The sequence below is a fragment of the Microbacterium sp. CCNWLW134 genome, from assembly GCF_037083565.1.
Taxonomy (GTDB): Bacteria; Actinomycetota; Actinomycetes; order Actinomycetales; family Microbacteriaceae; genus Microbacterium.
The window spans coordinates 794,983-815,639 of sequence record NZ_JBAOJU010000001.1 but is presented as its reverse complement, the minus strand read 5'-3'; the positions used below and the strand labels follow the sequence as shown (position 1 = coordinate 815,639).

General features: G+C 69.8%; 18 protein-coding genes. 9 read left to right on the top strand and 9 right to left on the bottom strand.

Features of this window, described 5'->3' with window-relative positions:
- Nucleotides 1-8 precede the first annotated feature (8 nt).
- Nucleotides 9-836, top strand: a complete 828-nt coding sequence (locus V6S02_RS03780) for a DUF1206 domain-containing protein (RefSeq protein WP_124292861.1) — start codon at nt 9-11, stop codon at nt 834-836.
- On the opposite strand, the gene V6S02_RS03775 is transcribed toward V6S02_RS03780, so the two are convergent.
- The gene (locus tag V6S02_RS03775; protein ID WP_124292860.1) at nt 823-2,622 is read right to left on the bottom strand and encodes a proline--tRNA ligase; all 1,800 of its coding nucleotides are present in this window, start codon (nt 2,620-2,622) and stop codon (nt 823-825) included. The two genes, V6S02_RS03780 and V6S02_RS03775, sit on opposite strands and share 14 nt — an antisense overlap.
- 100 nt (nt 2,623-2,722) lie before the next feature.
- Between V6S02_RS03775 and V6S02_RS03770 the strand changes: the two genes are divergently transcribed.
- Entirely contained in the window at nt 2,723-3,742 is a 1,020-nt protein-coding gene (locus V6S02_RS03770) for a 1-aminocyclopropane-1-carboxylate deaminase (RefSeq protein WP_336399914.1), read from the top strand.
- 141 nt (nt 3,743-3,883) lie between these two features.
- Here the strand turns inward: V6S02_RS03770 and ispG are convergent, their stop codons facing one another.
- The gene (gene ispG / locus V6S02_RS03765; RefSeq protein WP_200829956.1) at nt 3,884-5,035 is read right to left on the bottom strand and encodes a flavodoxin-dependent (E)-4-hydroxy-3-methylbut-2-enyl-diphosphate synthase; all 1,152 of its coding nucleotides are present in this window, start codon (nt 5,033-5,035) and stop codon (nt 3,884-3,886) included.
- Between the two features lie 196 nt (nt 5,036-5,231).
- Here ispG and V6S02_RS03760 point away from each other — a divergent pair, with 196 nt between their 5' ends.
- Complete coding sequence (locus tag V6S02_RS03760) at nt 5,232-7,202, top strand: anthranilate synthase family protein (RefSeq protein WP_336399913.1); 1,971 nt, start codon at nt 5,232-5,234, stop codon at nt 7,200-7,202.
- Nucleotides 7,203-7,310: 108 nt separating this feature from the next.
- Here V6S02_RS03760 and V6S02_RS03755 read toward each other — a convergent pair whose 3' ends face one another.
- The 3 genes from V6S02_RS03755 to V6S02_RS03745 all read right to left on the bottom strand — a co-directional run bounded on the left by V6S02_RS03755 (nt 7,311) and on the right by V6S02_RS03745 (nt 10,101).
- Complete coding sequence (locus V6S02_RS03755) at nt 7,311-8,639, bottom strand: M50 family metallopeptidase (RefSeq protein ID WP_124292857.1); 1,329 nt, start codon at nt 8,637-8,639, stop codon at nt 7,311-7,313.
- Nucleotides 8,640-8,747: 108 nt separating this feature from the next.
- Nucleotides 8,748-8,876 (bottom strand): hypothetical protein, encoded by a 129-nt coding sequence (locus V6S02_RS03750; RefSeq protein WP_336399912.1) that lies wholly within the window; start codon nt 8,874-8,876, stop codon nt 8,748-8,750.
- 199 nt (nt 8,877-9,075) lie between these two features.
- On the bottom strand, nt 9,076-10,101 hold the full coding sequence (locus V6S02_RS03745; RefSeq protein ID WP_336399911.1) for a DUF222 domain-containing protein: 1,026 nt from the start codon (nt 10,099-10,101) through the stop codon (nt 9,076-9,078).
- Between the two features lie 180 nt (nt 10,102-10,281).
- Between V6S02_RS03745 and V6S02_RS03740 the strand changes: the two genes are divergently transcribed.
- The 3 genes from V6S02_RS03740 (at nt 10,282) to V6S02_RS03730 (ending at nt 13,370) form a co-directional block, all read left to right on the top strand.
- Nucleotides 10,282-10,869: a hypothetical protein gene (locus V6S02_RS03740; protein WP_336399910.1), complete on the top strand. Its 588-nt coding sequence runs from the start codon at nt 10,282-10,284 to the stop codon at nt 10,867-10,869.
- Nucleotides 10,870-10,970: 101 nt separating this feature from the next.
- Nucleotides 10,971-11,663 (top strand): DUF1775 domain-containing protein, encoded by a 693-nt coding sequence (locus tag V6S02_RS03735; RefSeq protein WP_336399909.1) that lies wholly within the window; start codon nt 10,971-10,973, stop codon nt 11,661-11,663.
- Between the two features lie 51 nt (nt 11,664-11,714).
- Nucleotides 11,715-13,370, top strand: coding sequence for a Mur ligase family protein (locus V6S02_RS03730; protein WP_336399908.1), 1,656 nt, complete (start codon nt 11,715-11,717; stop codon nt 13,368-13,370).
- Nucleotides 13,371-13,390: 20 nt separating this feature from the next.
- Here the strand turns inward: V6S02_RS03730 and dxr are convergent, their stop codons facing one another.
- Entirely contained in the window at nt 13,391-14,479 is a 1,089-nt protein-coding gene (dxr, locus tag V6S02_RS03725; RefSeq protein WP_336399907.1) for a 1-deoxy-D-xylulose-5-phosphate reductoisomerase, read from the bottom strand.
- A 37-nt stretch (nt 14,480-14,516) separates the two neighbouring features.
- Nucleotides 14,517-15,467 carry an FKBP-type peptidyl-prolyl cis-trans isomerase gene (locus V6S02_RS03720; RefSeq protein ID WP_336399906.1) on the bottom strand — a complete coding sequence of 317 codons (951 nt, stop codon included), beginning with the start codon at nt 15,465-15,467 and terminating at the stop codon, nt 14,517-14,519.
- 216 nt (nt 15,468-15,683) lie between these two features.
- Here V6S02_RS03720 and V6S02_RS03715 point away from each other — a divergent pair, with 216 nt between their 5' ends.
- On the top strand, nt 15,684-16,394 hold the full coding sequence (locus tag V6S02_RS03715) for a lysophospholipid acyltransferase family protein (RefSeq protein ID WP_124294413.1): 711 nt from the start codon (nt 15,684-15,686) through the stop codon (nt 16,392-16,394).
- Here the strand turns inward: V6S02_RS03715 and V6S02_RS03710 are convergent.
- Nucleotides 16,363-16,878, bottom strand: a complete 516-nt coding sequence (locus V6S02_RS03710) for an OsmC family protein (RefSeq protein WP_124292852.1) — start codon at nt 16,876-16,878, stop codon at nt 16,363-16,365. The genes V6S02_RS03715 and V6S02_RS03710 overlap by 32 nt on opposite strands.
- A gap of 59 nt (nt 16,879-16,937) precedes the next feature.
- On the opposite strand from V6S02_RS03710, the gene V6S02_RS03705 reads away from it, so the two are divergent.
- Complete coding sequence (locus V6S02_RS03705; protein WP_336399905.1) at nt 16,938-17,927, top strand: asparaginase; 990 nt, start codon at nt 16,938-16,940, stop codon at nt 17,925-17,927.
- 32 nt (nt 17,928-17,959) lie between these two features.
- On the top strand, nt 17,960-19,075 hold the full coding sequence (ald, locus tag V6S02_RS03700) for an alanine dehydrogenase (protein ID WP_336399904.1): 1,116 nt from the start codon (nt 17,960-17,962) through the stop codon (nt 19,073-19,075).
- A gap of 9 nt (nt 19,076-19,084) precedes the next feature.
- On the opposite strand, the gene V6S02_RS03695 is transcribed toward ald, so the two are convergent.
- On the bottom strand, nt 19,085-20,626 hold the full coding sequence (locus V6S02_RS03695; RefSeq protein WP_124292849.1) for an APC family permease: 1,542 nt from the start codon (nt 20,624-20,626) through the stop codon (nt 19,085-19,087).
- Nucleotides 20,627-20,657 lie beyond the last annotated feature (31 nt).

Genomic DNA, 20,657 nt, shown 5'->3' with positions numbered 1-20,657 from the left:
CTGGGGCGATGGGTGCGGTGACCGAAGCCCGGACCGCAGCACGCGCCGCCGAGGATGCCGGGTGGTTCCGGATTCTCGCACGGTCGGGGTACGTCGCCAATGGGGTGGTCCACCTCATCCTGGGCGTCCTGACGCTGGCGATCGCGGTCGGCTCGGACGGAGCGAGCGACCAGACGATGGTCTTCAAAGCCATCGCCGCCGCCCCGTGGGGATTCGCCGCGCTGTGGGCTCTCACCATCGGTTTCTCCGCACTGGGTTTCTGGCAGCTCGTGCAGAGCGTCCTCATGCGGCGCCGCGGCGAGGAGATGCGTGTGGCCGTCTGGGGCCGCCGCCTCGGCGCGTGCGGACAGGCCGTGATCTTCCTCGCTCTGGGACTCATCGCCGCGGCTGTCGCGCTCGGCGCACGCCCCGACGCCGAGGAGGCCACCGAGGACCTCAGCTCGGTGCTCCTGGACATCTGGGGCGGCGCAGTGGTGCTCGGACTCACGGGCCTCGGAGTCGGGATCGGCGGCCTCGCCTTCATCGTGATGGGCGTGCGACGGAGCTTCGAGAATCGGATGACACTGCCGGACGGCCGCCTCGGCACGATGATCCGGGTGCTCGGGGTCGTCGGGTTCGTCGCCAAGGGGGTCGCGCTCACGACCGTCGGGATCCTGCTGCTCGTCGCGACCGTGACCGCCGACGCGGATGTCGCGGGCGGTCTCGACGGCGCGGTGCAGGCGCTCTTCCGCCTCGCCCTCGGTCCGTCCCTCGTGGCGGCCGTCGGTGTCGGGCTGCTCTGCTACGGCGTGTTCAGCATGCTCCGGGCACGGTACGCGCGACTCACCTGGCGGTGAGCTGCGCGATCGCGGCCTCGACGTCCATGACCTGACGCTCGCCCGTTGCACGATCCCACAGCTCGACATCGCCGGAAGCGGCGTCGCGTCCCGCGATGACGATTCTGGGCACGCCGACGAGCTCAGCATCGGCGAACTTCACCCCGGGAGAGACCTTCGGCCGATCGTCGTAGAGCACGTCGCGACCCGTCGCCTCCAGGCGAGCGGCGATGTCCTCGGCGAGCGCGTACGCCGCGGCATCCTTCCCCGTCGCCACCACGTGCACGTCGAACGGCGAGACCGACGCGGGCCAGATCAGGCCCCTGTCGTCGTTGTTCAGCTCGGCGAGGATGGCCAGGATCCGCGTGACGCCGATGCCGTACGAGCCCATCGTGACGGTGACGAGCTTGCCGTTCTCGTCGAGCACTTTCAGTCCGAGGGTCTCGGCGAAGAACCGGCCGAGCTGGAAGACGTGGCCGATCTCCATGCCCCGTGCCAGCGACACCGGGCCCGACCCGTCGGGGGCCGGGTCACCGGCACGCACCGAGGCGACATCCACCACGCCGTCGCCGACGAAATCGCGACCCGCGACCAGCGAGTGGACGTGCTTCTCGTGGATGTTGGCTCCGGTGATCCAGCTGGTGCCGTCCACGACGCGGGGATCCAGCAGGTATCGGATGCCGCTGGCCGACTCCTCGCCCAGGATCGGCCCGGTCTCGGACCAGGGTCCGATGTAGCCCCGGACGAGCTGCGGGTTCCGCTCGAAGTCGGCGTCGGTGGCGGCCTCGACCTCGGCGGGCGCGAAAGCGACCTCGACGCGCTTGTCGTCGACATCGCGATCGCCGGGAATGCCCACCACGACGAGCTCGCGCGTGCCGTCGAGGTGGGTGAGGGCGAGCACCACGTTCTTCAGCGTGTGCGCTGCCGTCCACTGCGTGGCATCGGCGGTCGCCGGCCCTGCGATTCCCGGCGCGGGGGCGCCGAGGTGCGCGTTGGCGTGATCCACCAGGGTCTGGATCGTCGGGGTGTCGGGCGAGTCGAAGATCACCGGCGCGGGGAGCCCATCGATCGGGAGCGGCTCGGGCGCTATCGTCTCGAATGCCTCGACGTTGGCGGCGTAGCCCCCTTCCGAGCGGACGAAGGTGTCTTCGCCTACCGAGGTGGGGTGCAGGAACTCCTCGCTGCGGGCGCCGCCCATCAGGCCGTTGTCGGCCTGCACGATCACGTACTCCAGCCCGAGGCGCTGGAAGATCCGCTCGTAGGCGTCGCGCTGCGCCTGATACGAGACGTCGAGACCGGCGTCGGTGTAGTCGAAGGAGTAGGCGTCCTTCATGGTGAACTCGCGTCCGCGGAGGAGCCCCGCGCGGGGGCGGGCCTCGTCGCGGTACTTGTCCTGGATCTGGTAGATCGACAGCGGGAGATCCTTGTACGAGGAGTAGAGGTCCTTCACCAGCAGGGTGAAGAGTTCCTCGTGCGTGGGCGCCAGCAGGTAGTCGGCGTCCTTCCGGTCCTTCAGTCGGAAGATCCCGTCGCCGTACGCCTCCCAGCGACCGGACTCCCGGTACGGATCGGCGGGGACCAGGGCGGGGAAGTGCACCTCGTACGCCCCGATCGCGGTCATCTCCTCGCGGATGATGTTCTCGATGCGGGCCTTCACGCGCAGCCCCAGGGGCAGCCAGGCGAAGATCCCGGGCGCCTGGCGGCGGATGTACCCGGCACGGACGAGGAGGCGGTGACTGGTCACCTCGGCGTCGGCGGGGTCTTCGCGAAGCGTGCGGAGGAAGAAGTGCGAGAGACGGGTGACCACGAGCGACAAGTCTAGGGCGGGAGGCGGGCCGTCCGAGTCGGATCGCAGAATGCAATATATTGCAAGCAGCCCCTGCGCACATCCCGACGAAAGGCGCATCGTGAAGCTGCACGAGTTCCCCCGGCATCCGCTCACCTTCGGGCCGAGCCCCCTCCAACCGCTGAACCGGCTGACGAAGCATCTCGGCGGTGCGGAGGTCTGGGCCAAGCGCGAAGACGTCTCGAGCGGCTTGGCGTACGGCGGCAACAAGATCCGCAAGCTCGAGTACATCGTCCCCGACGTGCTGTCCTCGGGCGCCGACACCCTCGTCTCGATCGGCGGGTACCAGTCCAATCACACCCGGCAGGTCGCCGCGGTCGCCGCGCACCTCGGACTGAAGGCACGCCTCGTCCAGGAGAAGTGGGTCCCCTGGGATGACCCGGTGAACGACAAGGTCGGCAACATCCTGCTCTCTCGGATGATGGGCGCAGACTCGCGCCTGGACGACGCGGGGTTCGACATCGGCATCCGTGACTCGTGGAAGCAGGCCCTGGCCGAGGTGGAGGCCGGCGGCGGCACCCCCTACCCGATCCCGGCGGGCGCGTCCGAGCATCGACTCGGCGGGCTCGGTTTTGCGAACTGGGCCTTCGAGGTCGCCGAGCAGGAGAGGGCGCTCGGGGTGTTCTTCGACACGATCATCGTCTGCACGGTCACGGGGTCCACCCACGCGGGGATGATCGCCGGGTTCGCTGCTCTGGAAGAGCTGACCGGCGTCCGCCGACGGGTCATCGGCATCGACGCCTCCGCGACGATCGAGAAGACGCGCGACCAGGTGACGCGGATCGCCCGGAACACCGCAGAACTGATCGAACTCGGCCGCGACCTCCGCGACGACGAGATCCAGGTGCTCGAGGGCTGGGCCGGCGACCTGTACGGCATCCCGGTCGACTCGACCATGGAGGCCATGTCTCTCGGGGCCCAGCTCGAAGCGATGATCACCGACCCGGTCTACGAGGGGAAGTCCCTCGCAGGGCTCATCGATCTCGTGAAGGGCGGCGACATCCCCGCGTCATCCACCGTTCTGTACGCCCACCTCGGCGGCCAGCCGGCGGTCAACGCCTACCACAAGCTCTGGAGCTGAGCCGGCCGGCCTGCTCCCGCCCGCGGAATTCGGAGGAGACGACGAACTTCGGATCCTCGCCGCCACATCATCCGAATTTCGCGCGATTCTCCGAGCTCGGGATGCCGGGCGCCCGCGGCACCGCCGCGCACCCCGCCCGCGTCAGCTCGTGACGACCTGCGCGGTCCCGAGGGGGGCGTCGGGCCCCATCTCGTCGGCGATGCGGTTGGCCTCCTCGATGAGGGTGGCGACGATCTCGGACTCGGGCACGGTCTTGATGACCTGACCCTTGACGAAGATCTGACCCTTTCCGTTGCCGGATGCGACGCCGAGGTCGGCCTCGCGCGCCTCGCCGGGACCGTTCACGACGCAGCCCATGACGGCGACGCGCAGCGGAACGGTCATGTCCTTCAGTCCCTCGGTGACGTTGTCGGCGAGGGAATAGACGTCGACCTGGGCGCGTCCGCACGACGGGCAGGAGACGATCTCGAGCTTGCGCTCACGGAGGTTGAGCGACTGCAGGATCTGGTGCCCCACCTTGACCTCTTCAGCCGGGGGCGCCGAGAGCGAGACGCGGATCGTGTCGCCGATCCCCTCCCCCAGCAGGATGCCGAACGCCGTCGCGCTCTTGATCGTGCCCTGGAAGGCGGGGCCGGCCTCGGTCACACCGAGGTGCAGGGGCCAGTCGCCGCGCTCGGCGAGCAGGCGGTAGGCCTTGACCATGACCACGGGGTCGTTGTGCTTGACCGAGATCTTGAAGTCATGGAAGTCGTGCTCCTCGAACAGCGACGCCTCCCAGACGGCGCTCTCCACGAGCGCCTCCGGCGTCGCCTTGCCGTACTTCTCCAGCAGGCGCGGGTCGAGCGATCCCGCGTTCACGCCGATGCGCAGCGACACTCCGGCGTCTTTCGCCGCCTTGGCGATCGCGCCGACCTGGTCGTCGAACTTCCGGATGTTGCCCGGGTTCACCCGAACGGCGCCGCAGCCCGCGTCGATCGCCTGGAAGACGTACTTCGGCTGGAAGTGGATGTCGGCGATGACAGGGATCTGACTCTTCTTGGCGATGATGTGCAGCACATCGGCGTCGTCCTGAGACGGCACCGCCACGCGCACGATCTCGCAGCCGGATGCCGTCAGTTCGGCGATCTGCTGGAGTGTGGCGTTGATATTGGTCGTCGGCGTCGTGGTCATGGACTGGACGCTCACGGGGGCATCCCCGCCGACCAGGACTTTTCCGACGCGGATCTGCCGGGTCTTGCGGCGGGGGGCGAGGACCTCGGGCACACGAGGCATACCGATGTTCACAGCAGGCACGGATTCAGCCTACGCCGCGCGCGTGCGCCCGGGCGGGAAATGCCGCCCTCCCGCGGTGTCGGGATGCCGGTGTGGTAGGTTCGCCGCATGTTGGCGCACTGGTGGCTCACCGCGTAGGCGGTGGTGTTCGCGCGACATCCGACCGCCTCCGGGCGGTCTTCTTCGTAGGGTGACCGCCCCCTGACGAAAGACCGAGATGACCGGCTTCCCCCACGACCTGTTCGCCGAGCTCGCCCAGGGCGCCCTGCCCTTCGCCCTCATCGCCCGCGACGCCGAGAACGTGGAGCTGCTGACCGGCGACGTCGTCGACGTCGACCTCCTCGCCGACATCCCGCTGACCGACGCTTCAGGTGCCCCTCACGAGGTCCTCGCCCTCGTGCCCTTCCGCCAGGTTCGCGAGCGCGGCTTCGCGTGCCACGACGACGGCGCCCCGCTGCGGTGCCTCATCGTCTCGGACCGCACCGTGATCTCCCGAGCCGAGGCGCTCGCCGAGCTGCCGAGCGCGCCCGTCGCTCTGCGGGACGCCGGCTTCGACATCGACGACGAGGCGTATGCCGACATCGTTCGACGCGTGATCGCCGATGAGATCGGCCGCGGCGAGGGAGCGAATTTCGTCATCCGGCGCGATTTCACCGCCGCCGTCGACGCCGACCCGATCACCGCCGCGCTGACGTGGTTCCGGGCTCTCCTCGAACACGAGCGCGGCGCCTATTGGACCTTCGCCGTGGTGACCCCTGGCCACATCGCCGTCGGGGCGAGCCCCGAGGCCCATGTCAGCGCCCGCGACGGCGTGGTCACGATGAATCCCATCTCCGGGACGTTCCGCCATCCCGACGGCGGTGCGACCGTGGAGACGCTCACCGAATTCCTGAGATCGACCAAGGAGACCGAGGAGCTCTTCATGGTCGTCGACGAGGAGCTGAAGATGATGAGCGCGGTGTGCTCCGACGGCGGGCGCATCACGGGCCCGCACCTGAAGGAGATGTCGCGCCTCACCCACACCGAGTACGTTCTGCGCGGGCGCAGCCGCCTGGATCCGCGCGAGATCCTTCGCGAGACGATGTTCGCCCCGACGGTGACCGGCTCCCCCATGCAGAACGCCTGCACGGTCATCACCCGCCACGAGACCTCGCCCCGCGGCTACTACTCCGGAGTCGCGGCCCTCTTCACGCCGCGCACAGACGTCATCCTCGAGGGTGAGTCGACGCACGACCTCGACGCGCCGATCCTCATCCGCACGGCGTACCTCTCCGGCGGGCGCCTGCGCGTCCCGGTCGGCGCGACGCTGGTGCGTCACTCCGATCCGTACGGCGAGGTGGGCGAGACGCACGGCAAGGCCGCCGGGGTTCTCGGCGCGATCGGGGCGATCCCGCGCGATCGCCCGGCCCCGGCCGTGCTGCCGGTCGCCGCCGCGATCGAGGAGACGATCGATGAGGATGCCCCCGCGGCCGCTGCGCGGCCGCTCGGATCCGACCCGGAGATCGCCTCGCTCCTGTCCTCGCGCAATGCCCGGCTGGCCGCCTTCTGGCTGAACCCGCAGGCTGCTCCCGAGGGCGGGGGGCCTTTCGCGGGCCGATCGGCGATCGTCGTCGACGCCGAGGATCGGTTCACCACGATGCTGGCCCACCAGCTGCGCCACCTCGGTCTCGACGTCGAGATCGTGCCGTGGGACCGGGTCTCGGACGCGCAGGTCGATGCCGCCGAGCTGGTCATCTCAGGCCCGGGTCCGGGCGACCCGCGCGACCCGTCGACGCCGCGGATGCGGCGCATGCGCGAGGTGGTCGCCCGACGACGCACCCAGGGCCGCCCTCTTGTGGCGGTGTGCCTGAGCCACCAGATCCTCGCCGACGGCCTGGGCATCGACCTCGTCCCGCTCGATCAGCCCCATCAGGGGCTGCAGAAGACGGTGGACGTGTTCGGCGAGCCCGCATCCATCGGCTTCTACAACACCTTCACCGCGCGGGTCCCCGCCGGCACGACACGGATCGACGCGGCGGAGGCGCCGGAGGTCGAGGTCGCCGCCGACCCCGTCACCGGCGACGTCTTCGCGCTCCGGGGTCCCGCGTTCGCCTCCATCCAGGGGCACCTGGAATCGATCCTGTCCAGAGACGGGATGCTGACGCTCGAGCGCCTGGTCGCCGCCGCGCTGTCGCCGGTCACCGCCTGAGTCTCACCGATCCACCGCCTGAGTCTCACCGATCCACCGCCTGAGCCTCACCGGTCACCGCCTGAGCCTCACCGATCCACCGCCTGATCGCCCGGCACCCGACCCCGGTCAGCCGAACAGCGAGATCGGGTTCAGGATGTCGGCGAGGATCAGCGTGCCGCCCATGACCAGGAGCGCGATGAACACCACGAAGGTGACCGGGACGAGCTTGGTGGCGTCGACCGGCTTCGGAGGCGGACGGCGGAACAGCTTCGCCCACGCCCGCTTGATGCCATCCCACAGGGCCACCACCACGTGGCCGCCGTCGAGAGGGAGCAGCGGCAGCAGGTTGAAGGCGAACAGCGCGACGTTCAGCGACGCCAGCAGCGACAGGAACCCCGCCACCCGATTGAGGATGGGCGCTTCGGCGGCGGCGACCTCTCCCGCCAGTACGCCGACGCCGACGACGCTGAGGGGCCCGTTGGGATCGCGCTCCTCGCCGGTGAAGAGCGTCGTCGCGGTGTCGAAGATGCGCACAGGAAGCTGCCAAATCACCGTGGCGACGGCGCCGACGTTCTCGAATGCGAACTGCGGGCCGGCCCAGATCGGCTGCTGGACGTAGGCCGATGACGGCCCGATGCCGGCGAAGCCCACCTCCTCGGTGACCGGGTTGCCTGCGGCGTCGGTGACCGGCCTTCCGGTGTCGTCGTAGACCTCCCGCTCGGCGGTGGTGGGGACGAGCTGGAGCGTCCGCTCCTCGCCATCCCTGAGCACCACGACCGACAGTGTGTCTCCCGGGGACGAGCGGATGATCTCGGATGCTTCGGCAAAGGTCTCGATGGGCGTTCCATCGATCGAGACGATCTCGTCGCCGGGCTCGAAACCCGCTGCCGCCGCCGGTGCTGCCGGATCGGAGGGTTCGCACGCCGTGCGCTCCGCCGACGCGGGGATCACGCATTCGTTGACGGTCTGGACCGTCGTGGTCGAGGTCTGCACGCCGATGCCCGAGAGCAGAATCGCGAAGAGCACGATCGCGAACAGGAAATTCATGATCGGTCCGCCCAGCATGATGACGATCCGCTTCCAGACGGGCAGCTTGTAGAACACCCGCAGGTCGTCGTCGCCGTCGAGGGTCTCGTCGTTCGCCGCCCGCGCGTCTTGGACCATCGTGGCGAAGAAGCCACCACCGGCTCGTCCGCCTCGCTCGGCGCTCTTGGGCGAGGGCGGGTACATGCCCGCCATCGAGATGTAGCCGCCGAGGGGGATGGCCTTGACGCCGTACTCGGTCTCTCCGATGCGACGCGACCACAGCGTCGGTCCGAAGCCGATCATGTACTGGCCGACGCGCACTCCGAACCGCTTGGCCGGCCACAGGTGCCCGAGCTCATGGAGGGCGATCGAGACAGCCAGCCCGACGACCATCAGGGCGATGCCGATGACGAATGCAAGGACCTCCACGCCACTCACGCTATACCCGGGTTCTTTGAGTCCGCCGTGGGTCCACGGCGGAGGCTTTCGTCGCCACGATGCTCACTCAGCACGATGCTCATCCAGCTCCCTGCTCATTCAGAAGGGGGCGACGGTGAGCGTGCCGTCGTCGGTGGGGACGAACGCGACGCGTGAGGGTGGGTGGCTGTCGTAGTTCTTCCCTCCGGGGCTGGTGAATTTCAGTACCCCGCCGGGGAGCTGTTCCACGTGCCAGTTCGTCGCGTGTTTCAACGTGTGGTGCCTCACGCATTCGTTGCAGAGGTTGTCGTTGGAGGTTGGTCCGCCTAACGCGAAGTCCTTCGAGTGGTCTTTGTCGCAGAGTTTCGCGGGCCTTCGGCATCCGGGTGTTCGGCAGGTGACGTCTCTGGCGTTGAGGAACCGGGTTTGGGATGGATGCGGGGTGTACCTATCGACCGCGGTGACGACCCCGGTGATCGGGTCGGTCATCACCCGGTCCCACACCTTCGCCGTCCCTGCCATCCGTCTGGCGGTCTCCGGGTCGACCGGGGTGACTCCGTTCAACTCCGCCCCTGACCCGGTGACGCCGGTGAGGGTGGTGATCGGGAGGGTGATCTGCACTTCGGCCCGGATGGCGCCGAGCCCACCCTGCGCCCCCGTCGGTGGGGTCGATCACCGGGGACGCGGCGAGGAGCATGTCCAGGGCGAGGTCGCAGCGGATCTCATCCAGCGACCGGTCATCGAACCACGGCTCTGCCGTTTCCTCCTCCGGCGCACCCGCTTCACCCTGGGTGGCCGCGTACTCGCGCCGCTTCGCGCGGTCGACGTCCTTGATCGTGGTGCCCTGTCCGGTGAGCCGGTTGAAGGCGCCGTGGATGTACACGTTCCCACCGAGGATCGTCAACGTCGACAGGGTGTCGTCGAGGTCGGTGACCCACACCCGGCGTTCCCGGATCGCGGTGTCATGTCGTTCCTGCAACGGCCTCGGGTCCAACACCGCCGCACGCTGGAGGGCGTACTTCTTCGTCCTCGGCACGGTCTGCCGTTCGGCTTCGACGAGGACGATGCGTTCGAACGCCGCCCGGTCGGCGGCATCCTCGATCACCCGGCCCGCGTCTTGGATCACCTGCGCATGCGCCCGCGTGACCCGCCCCTCCACCAGCGCCGCCATCGTCTGAGGGAACAGCTCGATCAACTCGTGGGCGTCATGCATCTGCGACTGCATCGACCGGTCATTCACCCTGACCGCCATCCCCAGTTCCAGCGCCATCGACCGCAACGGCATATCGCGTTCCCGCGACGACACCGACCCCACCCGCGACCGCTGCTCAAGCGTCAACGCATACGCATCCGCGAGCAACCGGGTCTCCTTCGCCTCCAGCGCCGCCCGACGCCGCCGCAGCTTCGCCAGCTCATCCGCGAACACCCCGGCGCGCCTCTCCTCCGCCCGCCGCCGCTTCTCGTCCGCGTCCACTGGAAACCCCGTCTCGATGACCTACCAGAATCATCGCAGAGAGCTCCGACATCGCCGAACCAACTCTCGACCTATCATCGAAGCTTTGTACGATCACTAGGCGACCGTTCCTCGAGTCGAGTTCCGGCCGCACCGCCGCGTAGCCTGTTACCGCCGACATGGCGAAGCCCCGAGGAGACCATGAGCCCCCGACACCTGCGCGCCGGCCGAGCCGTCGCAGCCGCCACCGCGGCCACGGTGATCGCCGGGACCTCGCACACCCTCGCCGCCGAAGGCCCTCCCCCGGTCATCCTGCTGCTGGTCGCGGCGGTGCTCGCCACCCCGGTCGCGCTGATCCTCATCGGCCGTCGGCCGAGCCTCGTTCGCACACTCGCCACGGTGACCGCGGCTCAGGCCGTCTATCACGTGGCGTTCGCGCTCGCGGGCACCGGCTCGTCGTCCGACGCCGCCGCCCCTGTGGGGCATCTCCACCACGTCGCGCTTCCCCTGACCTCGGGCGCCGTCGCCACCGTCCCCGACGCCCCGATGCTCTTCGCCCACGGCCTCGCCGCGATCCTCACGGCCCTTCTCCTCCACTACGGCGAGCGGATGCTGCGGGCCCTCGGGCGCGGCATCCGCACCCTCCTCACCGCCCCCCGTGCGGTGCTTCCTTCCCCTCGCGTTGCGCTCCCCCACCTCGGGATCGACCGGCCCGCGTGGAGTCTTCGCACCCGACCGGCATCGGGCTGTTCCTCCCGGGGTCCCCCGGTTCGCGTCGCGGCCGTCTGAGGCCGCGACGCCCCGCACACCGGCGCGGTCCGCGCCGGTGATCTGCGCGCCCGCCGACCGGCGGTGCGTCATCGACCCTGCGTGAAAAGGAAAGAATTCGCATGACCGCTTCTGCTTCCCTCCGTACGTCCCTCCTCGCGGCCGGCTCTCTCGTCGGCCTCGCCCTCGTGCTCGCGGCGCCCCTGGCCGCATCGGCGCATGTCGGCGTCTCGCCCGAGGTCGCTCCCGCCGGCGCCCGGACGACGCTGCAGTTCTCGTTCTCCCACGGGTGCGAGGACTCACCCACGACGACCCTCGCCGTCGACATCCCCGATGAGGTCGTCACCGCGACCCCGGTGGTCGGCGGAGACTGGACGATCACCCGGGACGTGGGCGCCGACGGCGTGCCGACCCGGGTGACGTTCACTGCCGACGAGCCCATCGAGTCGGGCCTGCGCGCCTCGGTCGCGCTGGATGTCACCTTCGCGGAGGCATCGGCCGGCGCCACCGTTAGGTTCCCGGTCGAGCAGAGCTGCGTCACCGGCTCGACCGCATGGAACGACGTGGCCGAAACCGGAGAGGAGGAGCCGGAGCATCCGGCCCCCGTCGTGCTGGTCTCCGCTCCGGAGGAGGGCGCAGCCTCGGAGCATGGCGGGTCGCACGCGAGCGTCGCGTCGGAGGATCCCGCCGCATCAGCGGCGACCGAGCAGACCGGCACGGATGATCCGGTCGCCCGCGGGTTGGCCGCAGCGAGCCTCGCCGCCGGCGTCGGCGCCCTCGTCGTGGCGCTGTGGCGCCGACGCGCGCGGAGCTGATCCCCGCCGGATCACGGTCTCGGCCGGAGCCGGTGAGAGGATGGATGCGCCATGCCGACGGATGACGCTCCCCACCTGCCCCCCGTGCTTCGGCCGGACCACCCGCCCGTGCACCGCGTGGGCGATCTCGTCGAACGCTTCGCTCGCCGCGTGAGCGGCGACCCCGGCGAGACGACCCTCACGGGGGTGACCCTCGCCACCGCAGATCTGCGACCCGGCGACGTCTTCGTCGCCGTCCGCGGGGTGAATCGTCACGGCGCAGAGTTCGCCGGCGATGCCGCAGAACGCGGCGCGGTGGCGGTCGTGACCGACGAGGCCGGTGAAGCACTCGCCGCGGCATCCGGTCTCCCCGTCCTCGTCGTCGACGACCCGCGCGCCCTGCTCGGCGCCATCTCGGCGTGGGTCTACGGCACCGGGCGTGACGACGACCTGCCCCTGCTGTTCGGCACCACCGGCACGAACGGCAAGACGAGCGTGTCGCACCTGCTGGAGGGCATTCTCGATCAGCTCGGCGTCGTCACGGGGCTGTCCTCGACGGCGGAGCGCCACATCGCGGGGCAGGTGGTGGTTTCCCGCCTGACCACCCCCGAGGCCTACGAGATGCACGCGCTGCTGGCGCTCATGCGGGAACGGGGCGTGCAGGCCGTGGCGGTCGAGGTGAGCGCGCAGGCGCTCAGCCGGCGCCGCGTCGACGGCATCGTCTTCGACGTGGCCGGGTTCACCAACCTCAGCCACGACCACCTCGACGACTACGCCGACATGGCCGAGTACCTCGAGGCGAAGCTGCCGCTCTTCACCGCCGAGCGCGCCCGCCGCGCCGTGATCTCCCTCGATTCATCCGCCGGCGCGGACGCCGTCGCGCGATCGGAGGTGCCGACCCTCACCGTCGGGACGCCGGCGATCGCCGTCGACCCCGAGGCTGCGGCGCAGGCCGACTGGGTCGTCGAGATCGTCGAGGAGCGCCAGCAGGGCACCCGATTCAGGCTGTCGTCGAAAGACGGACGGATGCTGGAGACCGTCGTCCCGGTCATCGGCCAGCACATGGCCGCCAACGCCGGTCTCGCCATCGTGATGCTCCTCGAGGGTGGCTACGCGTGGGACGACCTCGTCTCGGCGTTCACCCGCGACGGTGGAATACGGGCGTATCTGCCCGGACGCACCGAACTCGTCTCGGGTGAGAGCGGCCCGGCGGTCTTCGTCGACTTCGGCCACTCCCCCGACGCCTTCGAGAAGACCCTCGCCGCGGTGCGGCACGTCACCCCCGGCCGGGTGCTGATGCTCGTCGGCGCGGACGGCGACCGCGACGCCACCAAGCGGCTCGACATGGGGCGCACTGCCGCCGAAGGCAGCGACATCCTGATCATCACCGACCACCATCCGCGGCACGAGGATCCCGACTCGATCCGGGCCACCCTCATCGAGGGAGCGCGCCGGGCGAAGCCCGACGCCGAGATCCACGAGTACTCCCCGCCGGAGCGGGCCATCCGCGAGGCCGTCGCGCTGGTCGGGGAGGGTGACGCCATCCTGTGGGCCGGCCCCGGCCACCAGGATTACCGCGACATCCGCGGCGTTCGCACTCCCTATTCCGCGCGGGAACTCGCCCGGCGGGCCCTCGCCGCCCGCGGCTGGCCCGTTCCCGAGCCCCGCTGGCCGGTTCCCTACCCGGAGGACAGCACACCGTCATCCGATCCCCTTCGCCCGGCCTGAGACAGGCCGGGGAGAGGCCCTCAGCGCGCGGCGATCAGCTCGTCGGCGACGCGCCGTGCCCAGCTCTCGGCGTCGGCGAGCGACGCCCGCGTGAGAGCGGCGGGAGCCTCATGACGGTCGACGACATCGGCGACGAGGTCGACGATGTCGAGGAACCGGAGTCGCCCCTCGTGGAAGGCGTCGACCGCCTGCTCGTTCGCCGCGTTGAACACCGCGGGGTAGGTGGCCCCGGCCTTTCCCACCCGCTTGGCCAGACGTACCGCAGGAAAGGCCTCCTCGTCGAGCGGCTCGAAGGTCCACTGTGTCGCCCGGGTCCAGTCGATCGGCACGCCGACACCGGCCACGCGCTGCGGCCAGTCCAGGCCCAGCGAGATCGGAAGCCGCATGTCGGGGGGTGACGCCTGCGCGATGGTCGACCCGTCGACGAACTCGACCATGGAGTGCACCACCGACTGCGGGTGGACGACGACGTCGATCGCGTCATAGGGCACATCGAACAGCAGGTGCGCCTCGATGACCTCGAGCCCCTTGTTCACCAGGGTGGCCGAGTTCGTCGTGACGACCCGGCCCATGTCCCACGTGGGATGGGCCAGGGCCTGTGCGGGGGTCACGTCGGCGAGCTCCGATCGTGAGCGCCCGCGGAAGGGTCCACCCGAAGCGGTGAGCACCAGTCGGCGCACCTCCTCGTGGGTGCCGGCGCGAAGCGCCTGCGCGATCGCGGAGTGCTCGGAGTCCACGGGGACGATCTGCCCGGGCGCAGCGAGGGCGGTGACGAGCTCACCGCCCACGATCAGCGATTCCTTGTTCGCCAGCGCGAGGGTGCGACCGGTCTCGAGCGCGGCGAGAGTCGGCCCGAGCCCCACCGACCCGGTGATGCCGTTGAGCACGACATCAGCTTCGACGTCGCGGACGAGCTGCTCCGCCTCGACGGCTCCGAGAGCGCACGCGCTCTCGGAGACCCCGAACTGCGCCGCTTGCGCAGTCAGCTGGTCGCGGCGGGTCCCCGCCGCGAGACCGGCCACCTCGAAGCGGTCGGGATTGGCTGCGATGACCTCGAGGGCCTGCGTGCCGATGGAGCCGGTGGAGCCGAGGACGAGGATGCGTCGCATCCGGTCAGCCTATCCGCGGTCCTCCCGCGCAGCGGGGTCAGGGCGCGGTCGTGGCCGCGACGTGCTGGACACCGAGGATGTCGACGACGAAGACCAGGGTCTCCTCCTGGAGCTCATTGCCCTCGACGGCGCCGTATCCGAACTCCGGCGGGATCACCACGAGCACCTGCGAACCGACGGTCTGACCTTCCAGCGCCTGGCGGAACCCGTCGACCACGCCGGTGGTCTGGAACGACGTCGGCGTCCCGGCCTCCCAGCTGGAGTCGAACACCTCGTTGTCCGACCACTTGACGCCGGTGTACTGGACGAGCACGGTGTCGCCGGGCTCGACGGTCTCGCCGTCACCCTGCTTCAGGGTCGCGAGCTCGACCTCGGTGGGAGCATCGGCGTCGGGCACCGTGATGGTCGGCTCACCGTCATCGGCCAGCTCGACCTCGGGAAGCCCCTCCGGCGCCGGCTGCTCGGTGCCCCACGCGGCATCGGGGACGGTCTCGAGGAAGTCGAACACGTAGACCTCGCCGCCGTTGGTCTCGGTCGCGGGGAAGGTGGCGACCACCCGTGTGCCGGGCGTGGCGCAGCCGAGGACCTGGCCGATGGGATTGTCGGCGGAGATCTGCTGCGGCAGGAACTGCCCGGGCTCGTAGTTCAGCGACCCGAGCTCTTCGCCGGTCTCGGCGCTGAAGGCGGTGAAGGCGATGTTGACGAGCTCACCGGCCTCGACGGCGTCGCCCTCGCCCTCCGTGACGACGGTGCTCTGCAGCTCGGAGATCTCCAGCGGCGCGGTGAAGACCGCCTGCGATGCGGCGCCGGGCTCACCTTCGACCGTGACCGCTTCGGACGCGTCGCCCGACGGGGCGACCGCGTCGCACAGATCGGCGACCTGAGCCGACGGCGACTGGGTCGCGTCGGGCGCACCACCCGAGCACGACGTCAACAGCAGGACCGATACGGCGGCGACGGACAGAGCGGCGAGCGGACGAATACGCACAAAAACCTCAGGGTCGAGGGACGGAAGGACCTCCCCATCCTGGCCTACGTTTCCTCTGTCTGGGCTGAGAGGTCGCGATGGTCCGGTGTGCAAGGGGGTCGGACGGCGGTGATGCCGACGACGGAATGAGAGCGAGAGTACCCTCGTCTGGTGACGTCCGAGGCAGCCAGCGATCTCCCCCCAGGGGCCCCCGACGCCTCTTCGCATTCCATCGGCATGACCTATGCACTGGGGCGGATGGTGATCGCTCCGCTGGGGAGGCTGATCTACCGCCCGAAGGTCGAGGGCAAAGGCAACGTTCCGCGCCAGGGACCGGTCATCTTCGCCAGCAATCACCTGTCGTTCATCGACTCGATCGCCATCCCGGTCGCCGCTCCCCGCCCGGTGCACTTCCTGGCCAAGGCCAGCTACTTCGAGGGCTCGGGGATGAAGGGCTGGATGTCGCGGGAGTTCTTCCGGGCGATCGGCGCCATCCCCGTCCAGCGCGGGGCGGGCCAGGCGGCGCTCGACGCCCTCGAGCAGCAGCGCATGCTGCTCGCGGAGGGGCGCGCGGTCGCACTGTACCCCGAGGGCACGCGTTCGCTCGACGGACGGCTCTACAAGGGTCGCACCGGTGTCGCCTTCCTGGCGTTGGAGACCGGCGCTCCCGTGGTGCCGGTGGGTCTCATCGGCACCGACCGCGTGATGCCGGTGGGGGCGAAGCGTCCCTCGCTCTCCGAGCGCATCACCGTGCGGTTCGGCGCACCCCTGGACCTGTCGCACCACGGCGCGGCGTCTTCGGGGCGTGCGCGCCGAGGGGCGACCGACGAGATCATGGCGGCGATCCACGCCCTCAGCGAGCAGGAGCTCGCCGGCGTCTACAACGAGGTTCCGGCTCAGAATCCGATTGAGCGCATCAAGCAGGTTCTTCCGCACGAGCGCCTCTAGCTCGCACCGTGGCGTCGGCCACCAGGATGGTCGGCTCGTGGCGCACCGGGAAGTTGACCGAGTTGGCGATGAAGCACAGGGCATGCGCCTTCTCGTGCGCCGCGACCGCAGCATCCCTCATCTCCTCGGACGCGACGGTGACGCGCGGGTGCAGCACCACCTCGCGAAACGCTCCGCTGCCCGCACCGTCTTCGACCATGAGACCGGTCGCCTCGTCGTCGTAGTCGACCACGACGACCCCGGCCATGACGCACGCGTGCAGGTAGGACAGCAGATGGCACTCGCTGAGCGCGGCGAGAAGGAGGTCCTCGGGGTTCCATCGCGCCGGATCTCCGCGGAACGGCTTGTCGGCCGAGGCCAGCAGCGTGGGCTTGCCGTCGACCTCGATGGTGACCGAACGGTCGTAATCCCGGTATCCGCTGGTTCCGCTCCCCCGGTTGCCAGTCCACGTCGCGCGCAGCGCGTATCGATGCTCACCCCACATGGCCCCAGTCTCGCACGAGGGATCCGGGAGCCTCCGGGGTCGAGGGTAGGCTGACGGGCGTGCCGCAGACCATCGCCGCCGCAGAGGCCGTCGAGCTCGCCGTCGTCGAACGCAGTGGGTTCGTGGAGTCCCGTCACAGCGGAGTCGCCGTGGTGCTCGACGCCGACGGCGTGGTCTCGGAGCGTCTCGGCGCCGTCGAGGCGCTGATCCTCCCGCGCTCCAGCCTCAAGCCTCTTCAGGCGCTGGCCCTCCTCACGGCGGGAGCCGACCTCGCCGGCGAGGAGCTGGGTCTTTCCACCGCGAGCCACACCGGCACCGACCGGCACGTGGCGGTCGTCCGCGGCATCCTGGATCGTGCCGGCCTCGACGAACGCGCGCTCGGCTGCCCTCCGGCCTGGCCGTCCGACCAGCCCACCCGCGACGCGCTCGTCCGCGCCGGCGGCGAGCCCACCCGCGAGCGAATGAACTGCTCGGGCAAGCACGCCGCGATGCTCCTGACCGCAGCCGTCAACGGGTGGGACACCGCGACCTACCTCGAGCCCGAGCACCCGCTGCAGACCCGCATCCGCGAGGTGATCGAACGCCTCATCGGCGAGCGCGTCGCGGCGACCGCCGTCGACGGCTGCGGGGCGCCCGTCTACGCCGTCACGCTGCTCGGCCTCGCCCGCGCTGTCCACCGCATCGGGGTGTCGTCCGAGCGGTCGCCGTTCGCCCTGCACCGCCAGGCCGGAACACTCGTCCGCACGGTTCGCGAGCACCCCTGGACCATCGAAGGACCCGGTCGCCCCGACACCGTCGCGATCGAGCGCCTGGGCGTCTTCGCCAAGACCGGCGCCGAGGGTGTGCTCGTGATGACCGCCCCGGGCGGCACGACCGTGGCCCTGAAGATGCTCGACGGGTCGTCGCGCGCGGCGACCGCGGTCGCCCTGCGCCTCCTCGAGCGCCACGGTGCGCTGCCGGCGGGCGACGTCGCCGCGACCCTCGCCGAGCTTCCGCTGTCGGTCACCGGCGGCGGTCGAGACGTCGGGGTGATCCGCCCCGTCATGTGACGCTTCCACCAGGAGCGGAGAGGACCGCGAAGATGAGGATCTCAGTTCCCACCGAGGTGAAGAACAACGAATACCGGGTCGCGCTGACCCCGTCCGGAGTGCACGACCTCGTCGTCGCCGGACACGAGGTCGTCGTGCAGCGAGGTGCCGGCGCGGGATCGTCGATGCCCGACGGCGAATACGACGACGCCGGGGCGGTCCTGGTCGACGACGCCGCCGAGGTGTGGGGGCGAGCGGAGCTCCTGCTGAAGGTGAAGGAGCCGATCGCCGAGGAGTACCGGTATTTCCGCGATGACCTCGTCCTCTTCACCTACCTGCACCTCGCCGCAGACCGCACGCTGACCGAGCGCCTCATCGCCGACGGGGTCACCGCGATCGCCTACGAGACCGTGCAGCTGCCCGGGGGCGGGCTGCCGCTCCTCGCCCCGATGAGCGAGGTCGCGGGGCGCTTGGCCCCCATGGTCGGCGCGCATACGATGCTCCGCTCCGAGGGAGGACGGGGCCTGCTCATGTCGGGTGTGCCCGGCACCCGCCCCGCGCGGGTCACCGTGATCGGGGGCGGGGTCGCCGGAGCGAACGCCGCCGTCATCGCCGTCGGCCTCGGGGCGGATGTCACGGTGTTCGACACCAACATCCAACGTCTGCGCGCCCTCGACGACCATTTCCAGGGACGGGTCAAGACCGCGTCGTCGAATCCTCTCGACCTCGATCGCGCCGTGGTGGACTCCGACCTCGTCATCGGTTCGGTGCTGATCCCGGGGGCGAAGGCGCCCAAGCTCGTCAGCAACGAGATGGTGTCCCGGATGCGACCGGGCAGCGTCCTGGTCGACATCGCCGTGGATCAGGGCGGCTGCTTCGCCGACACGAGGCCGACCACCCACGCCGATCCCACGTTCGCCGTGCACGACACCGTCTTCTACTGCGTGGCGAACATGCCCGGCGCCGTGCCGAACACCTCGACCTCCGCGCTGACGAACGCGACCCTGCCCTACATCCGCCAGATCGCCGGCCGAGGATGGCGGTCGGCGCTCGCGCAGGACGCCGCGCTGGCGGCAGGCCTCAATGTCGTCGGCGGTGCCGTCACGAGCGCGGGCGTCGCCGCCGCGCACGGTCTGACGCACACACCGGTCGCCGATGTCCTCGGCTGAGGACCGGGGTCAGCTGAGCCCGCCGTCCACCGATCGCTGGTAGGCCCCCTCATCGGGCACGAGCACCGGCGTGTCGCGGTTGAGCCGCTCCCCGCGGAAGAAGGGCTTGGAGGTGGGGAAGGCGTACCAGATGAACATCAGCACCACGCCGATCGCCAGCGAACCGACGCCCACGACGAAGGTGCCGCCGATGCCGAGCAGCACGGTGTACCCGTAGTCGACGTCGTACATGTCGATCGCGGACTGGATGAACGCGTAGGTCAGCATCAGGGCTCCGAGCAGGGGCAGGATGCCGCGGTACACCAGGTTCCGCGCCGAGGTGAACAGGTCACGTCGGAAGTACCAGACGCAGGCATACCCCGTGAGGGCGTAGTAGAACGCGATCGCCAGGCCGAGCGACAGGATCGAGTCCTGCAGGATGTTGTCGCTGATCAGTGTCATCCCGATGTAGTACAGGCTCGCGACGATCCCCATGACGATCGTGGAGAACGAGGGGGTCTTGTACACGGGGTGCACCGTGCGGAATCGCTGCGGGAGCGCCTTGTACACCGCCATCGACAGGGTGCCACGCGCCGTCGGGAGGATCGTCGTCTGCGTCGACGACACCGCCGAGATCAGGACCGCGATCAGCAGGAGCGGGGCCAGCGGGCCGAGCAGGTCGTCCTTCAGCGCCAGGAAGATGTCGTCGGCGTTGGCCTCATTGCCCAGGCCCACACCCGTTGATCCGAGACCGGCGTACATCATCGCCGCCACGGTCACGCCGACGTAGGTGAAGACGAGGATGAGCGTGGTCAGGAGGGCGGCCCGGCCCGGGATGCGCTTGGGGTCCTTCGTCTCCTCGTTCAGCGCGAGACAGGTGTCCCACCCCCAGTAGATGAAGATCGCCAGGAGGATCGCCTCGGTGAACGCACTCCAGTCGGTGAACCCGAGCGGGTTGAACCACGACAGATCCAACGGCGTGGGGTTGGGGGCCGTGCCGGTGAAGAACTGCCAGAGCGCGGCGACGATGAAGACCGCCAGGAGGAGGTACTGGATGGCGAGGAGGACGTTCTGGATCCGTTCGCCGATCTCCACGCCCCGCCAGCTCACCCACGTCATCGCCGCGATGAAGAAGACACCGGTGGCGGTGACCAGCGGCACGTTGCCGGCCAGCGAGCCGTCTCCGAAAAGGGACCAGAAGTAGATGCCGGCGATCTGCGCGAGGTTCGCGAGCACGATCGTCCCGGCGACGGCCACACCCCACCCGCCGAGCCAGCCGACCCAGGGTCCGAAGGCCTTCGTGCTCCAGGTGAACGTCGTGCCGCAGTCGGGCACGGCGTTGTTGAGCTCGCGATACGCGAAGGCGATGAACAGCATCGGCACGAAGGCGATGATGAACGCGATCGGCGCCTGCGCACCGACGGCGAGCACCACGAACCCGAGGGTCGCGACCAGCGAGTACACCGGTGCCGTCGACGCCAGACCGATGACGGTCGAGCCCCACAGCCCCAGCGTCCCCGCTGCGAGTCCCTTGCCTTCGGGTCGGCCCAGGGTCACAGGGGAGGTTGCCATGCGCTGACGTTATGGCCAGCGGGCGACAGCG

Coding starts and splice junctions, on each gene's coding strand:
- V6S02_RS03715 (WP_124294413.1), top strand. CDS start 15,684: ATGACCTATGCACTGGGGCGGATGGTGATCGCTCCGCTGGGGAGGCTG.
- dxr (WP_336399907.1), bottom strand. CDS start 14,479: ATGCGACGCATCCTCGTCCTCGGCTCCACCGGCTCCATCGGCACGCAG.
- V6S02_RS03760 (WP_336399913.1), top strand. CDS start 5,232: ATGACCGGCTTCCCCCACGACCTGTTCGCCGAGCTCGCCCAGGGCGCC.
- V6S02_RS03780 (WP_124292861.1), top strand. CDS start 9: ATGGGTGCGGTGACCGAAGCCCGGACCGCAGCACGCGCCGCCGAGGAT.
- V6S02_RS03710 (WP_124292852.1), bottom strand. CDS start 16,878: ATGTGGGGTGAGCATCGATACGCGCTGCGCGCGACGTGGACTGGCAAC.
- V6S02_RS03730 (WP_336399908.1), top strand. CDS start 11,715: ATGCCGACGGATGACGCTCCCCACCTGCCCCCCGTGCTTCGGCCGGAC.
- V6S02_RS03695 (WP_124292849.1), bottom strand. CDS start 20,626: ATGGCAACCTCCCCTGTGACCCTGGGCCGACCCGAAGGCAAGGGACTC.
- V6S02_RS03735 (WP_336399909.1), top strand. CDS start 10,971: ATGACCGCTTCTGCTTCCCTCCGTACGTCCCTCCTCGCGGCCGGCTCT.
- V6S02_RS03740 (WP_336399910.1), top strand. CDS start 10,282: ATGAGCCCCCGACACCTGCGCGCCGGCCGAGCCGTCGCAGCCGCCACC.
- ald (WP_336399904.1), top strand. CDS start 17,960: ATGAGGATCTCAGTTCCCACCGAGGTGAAGAACAACGAATACCGGGTC.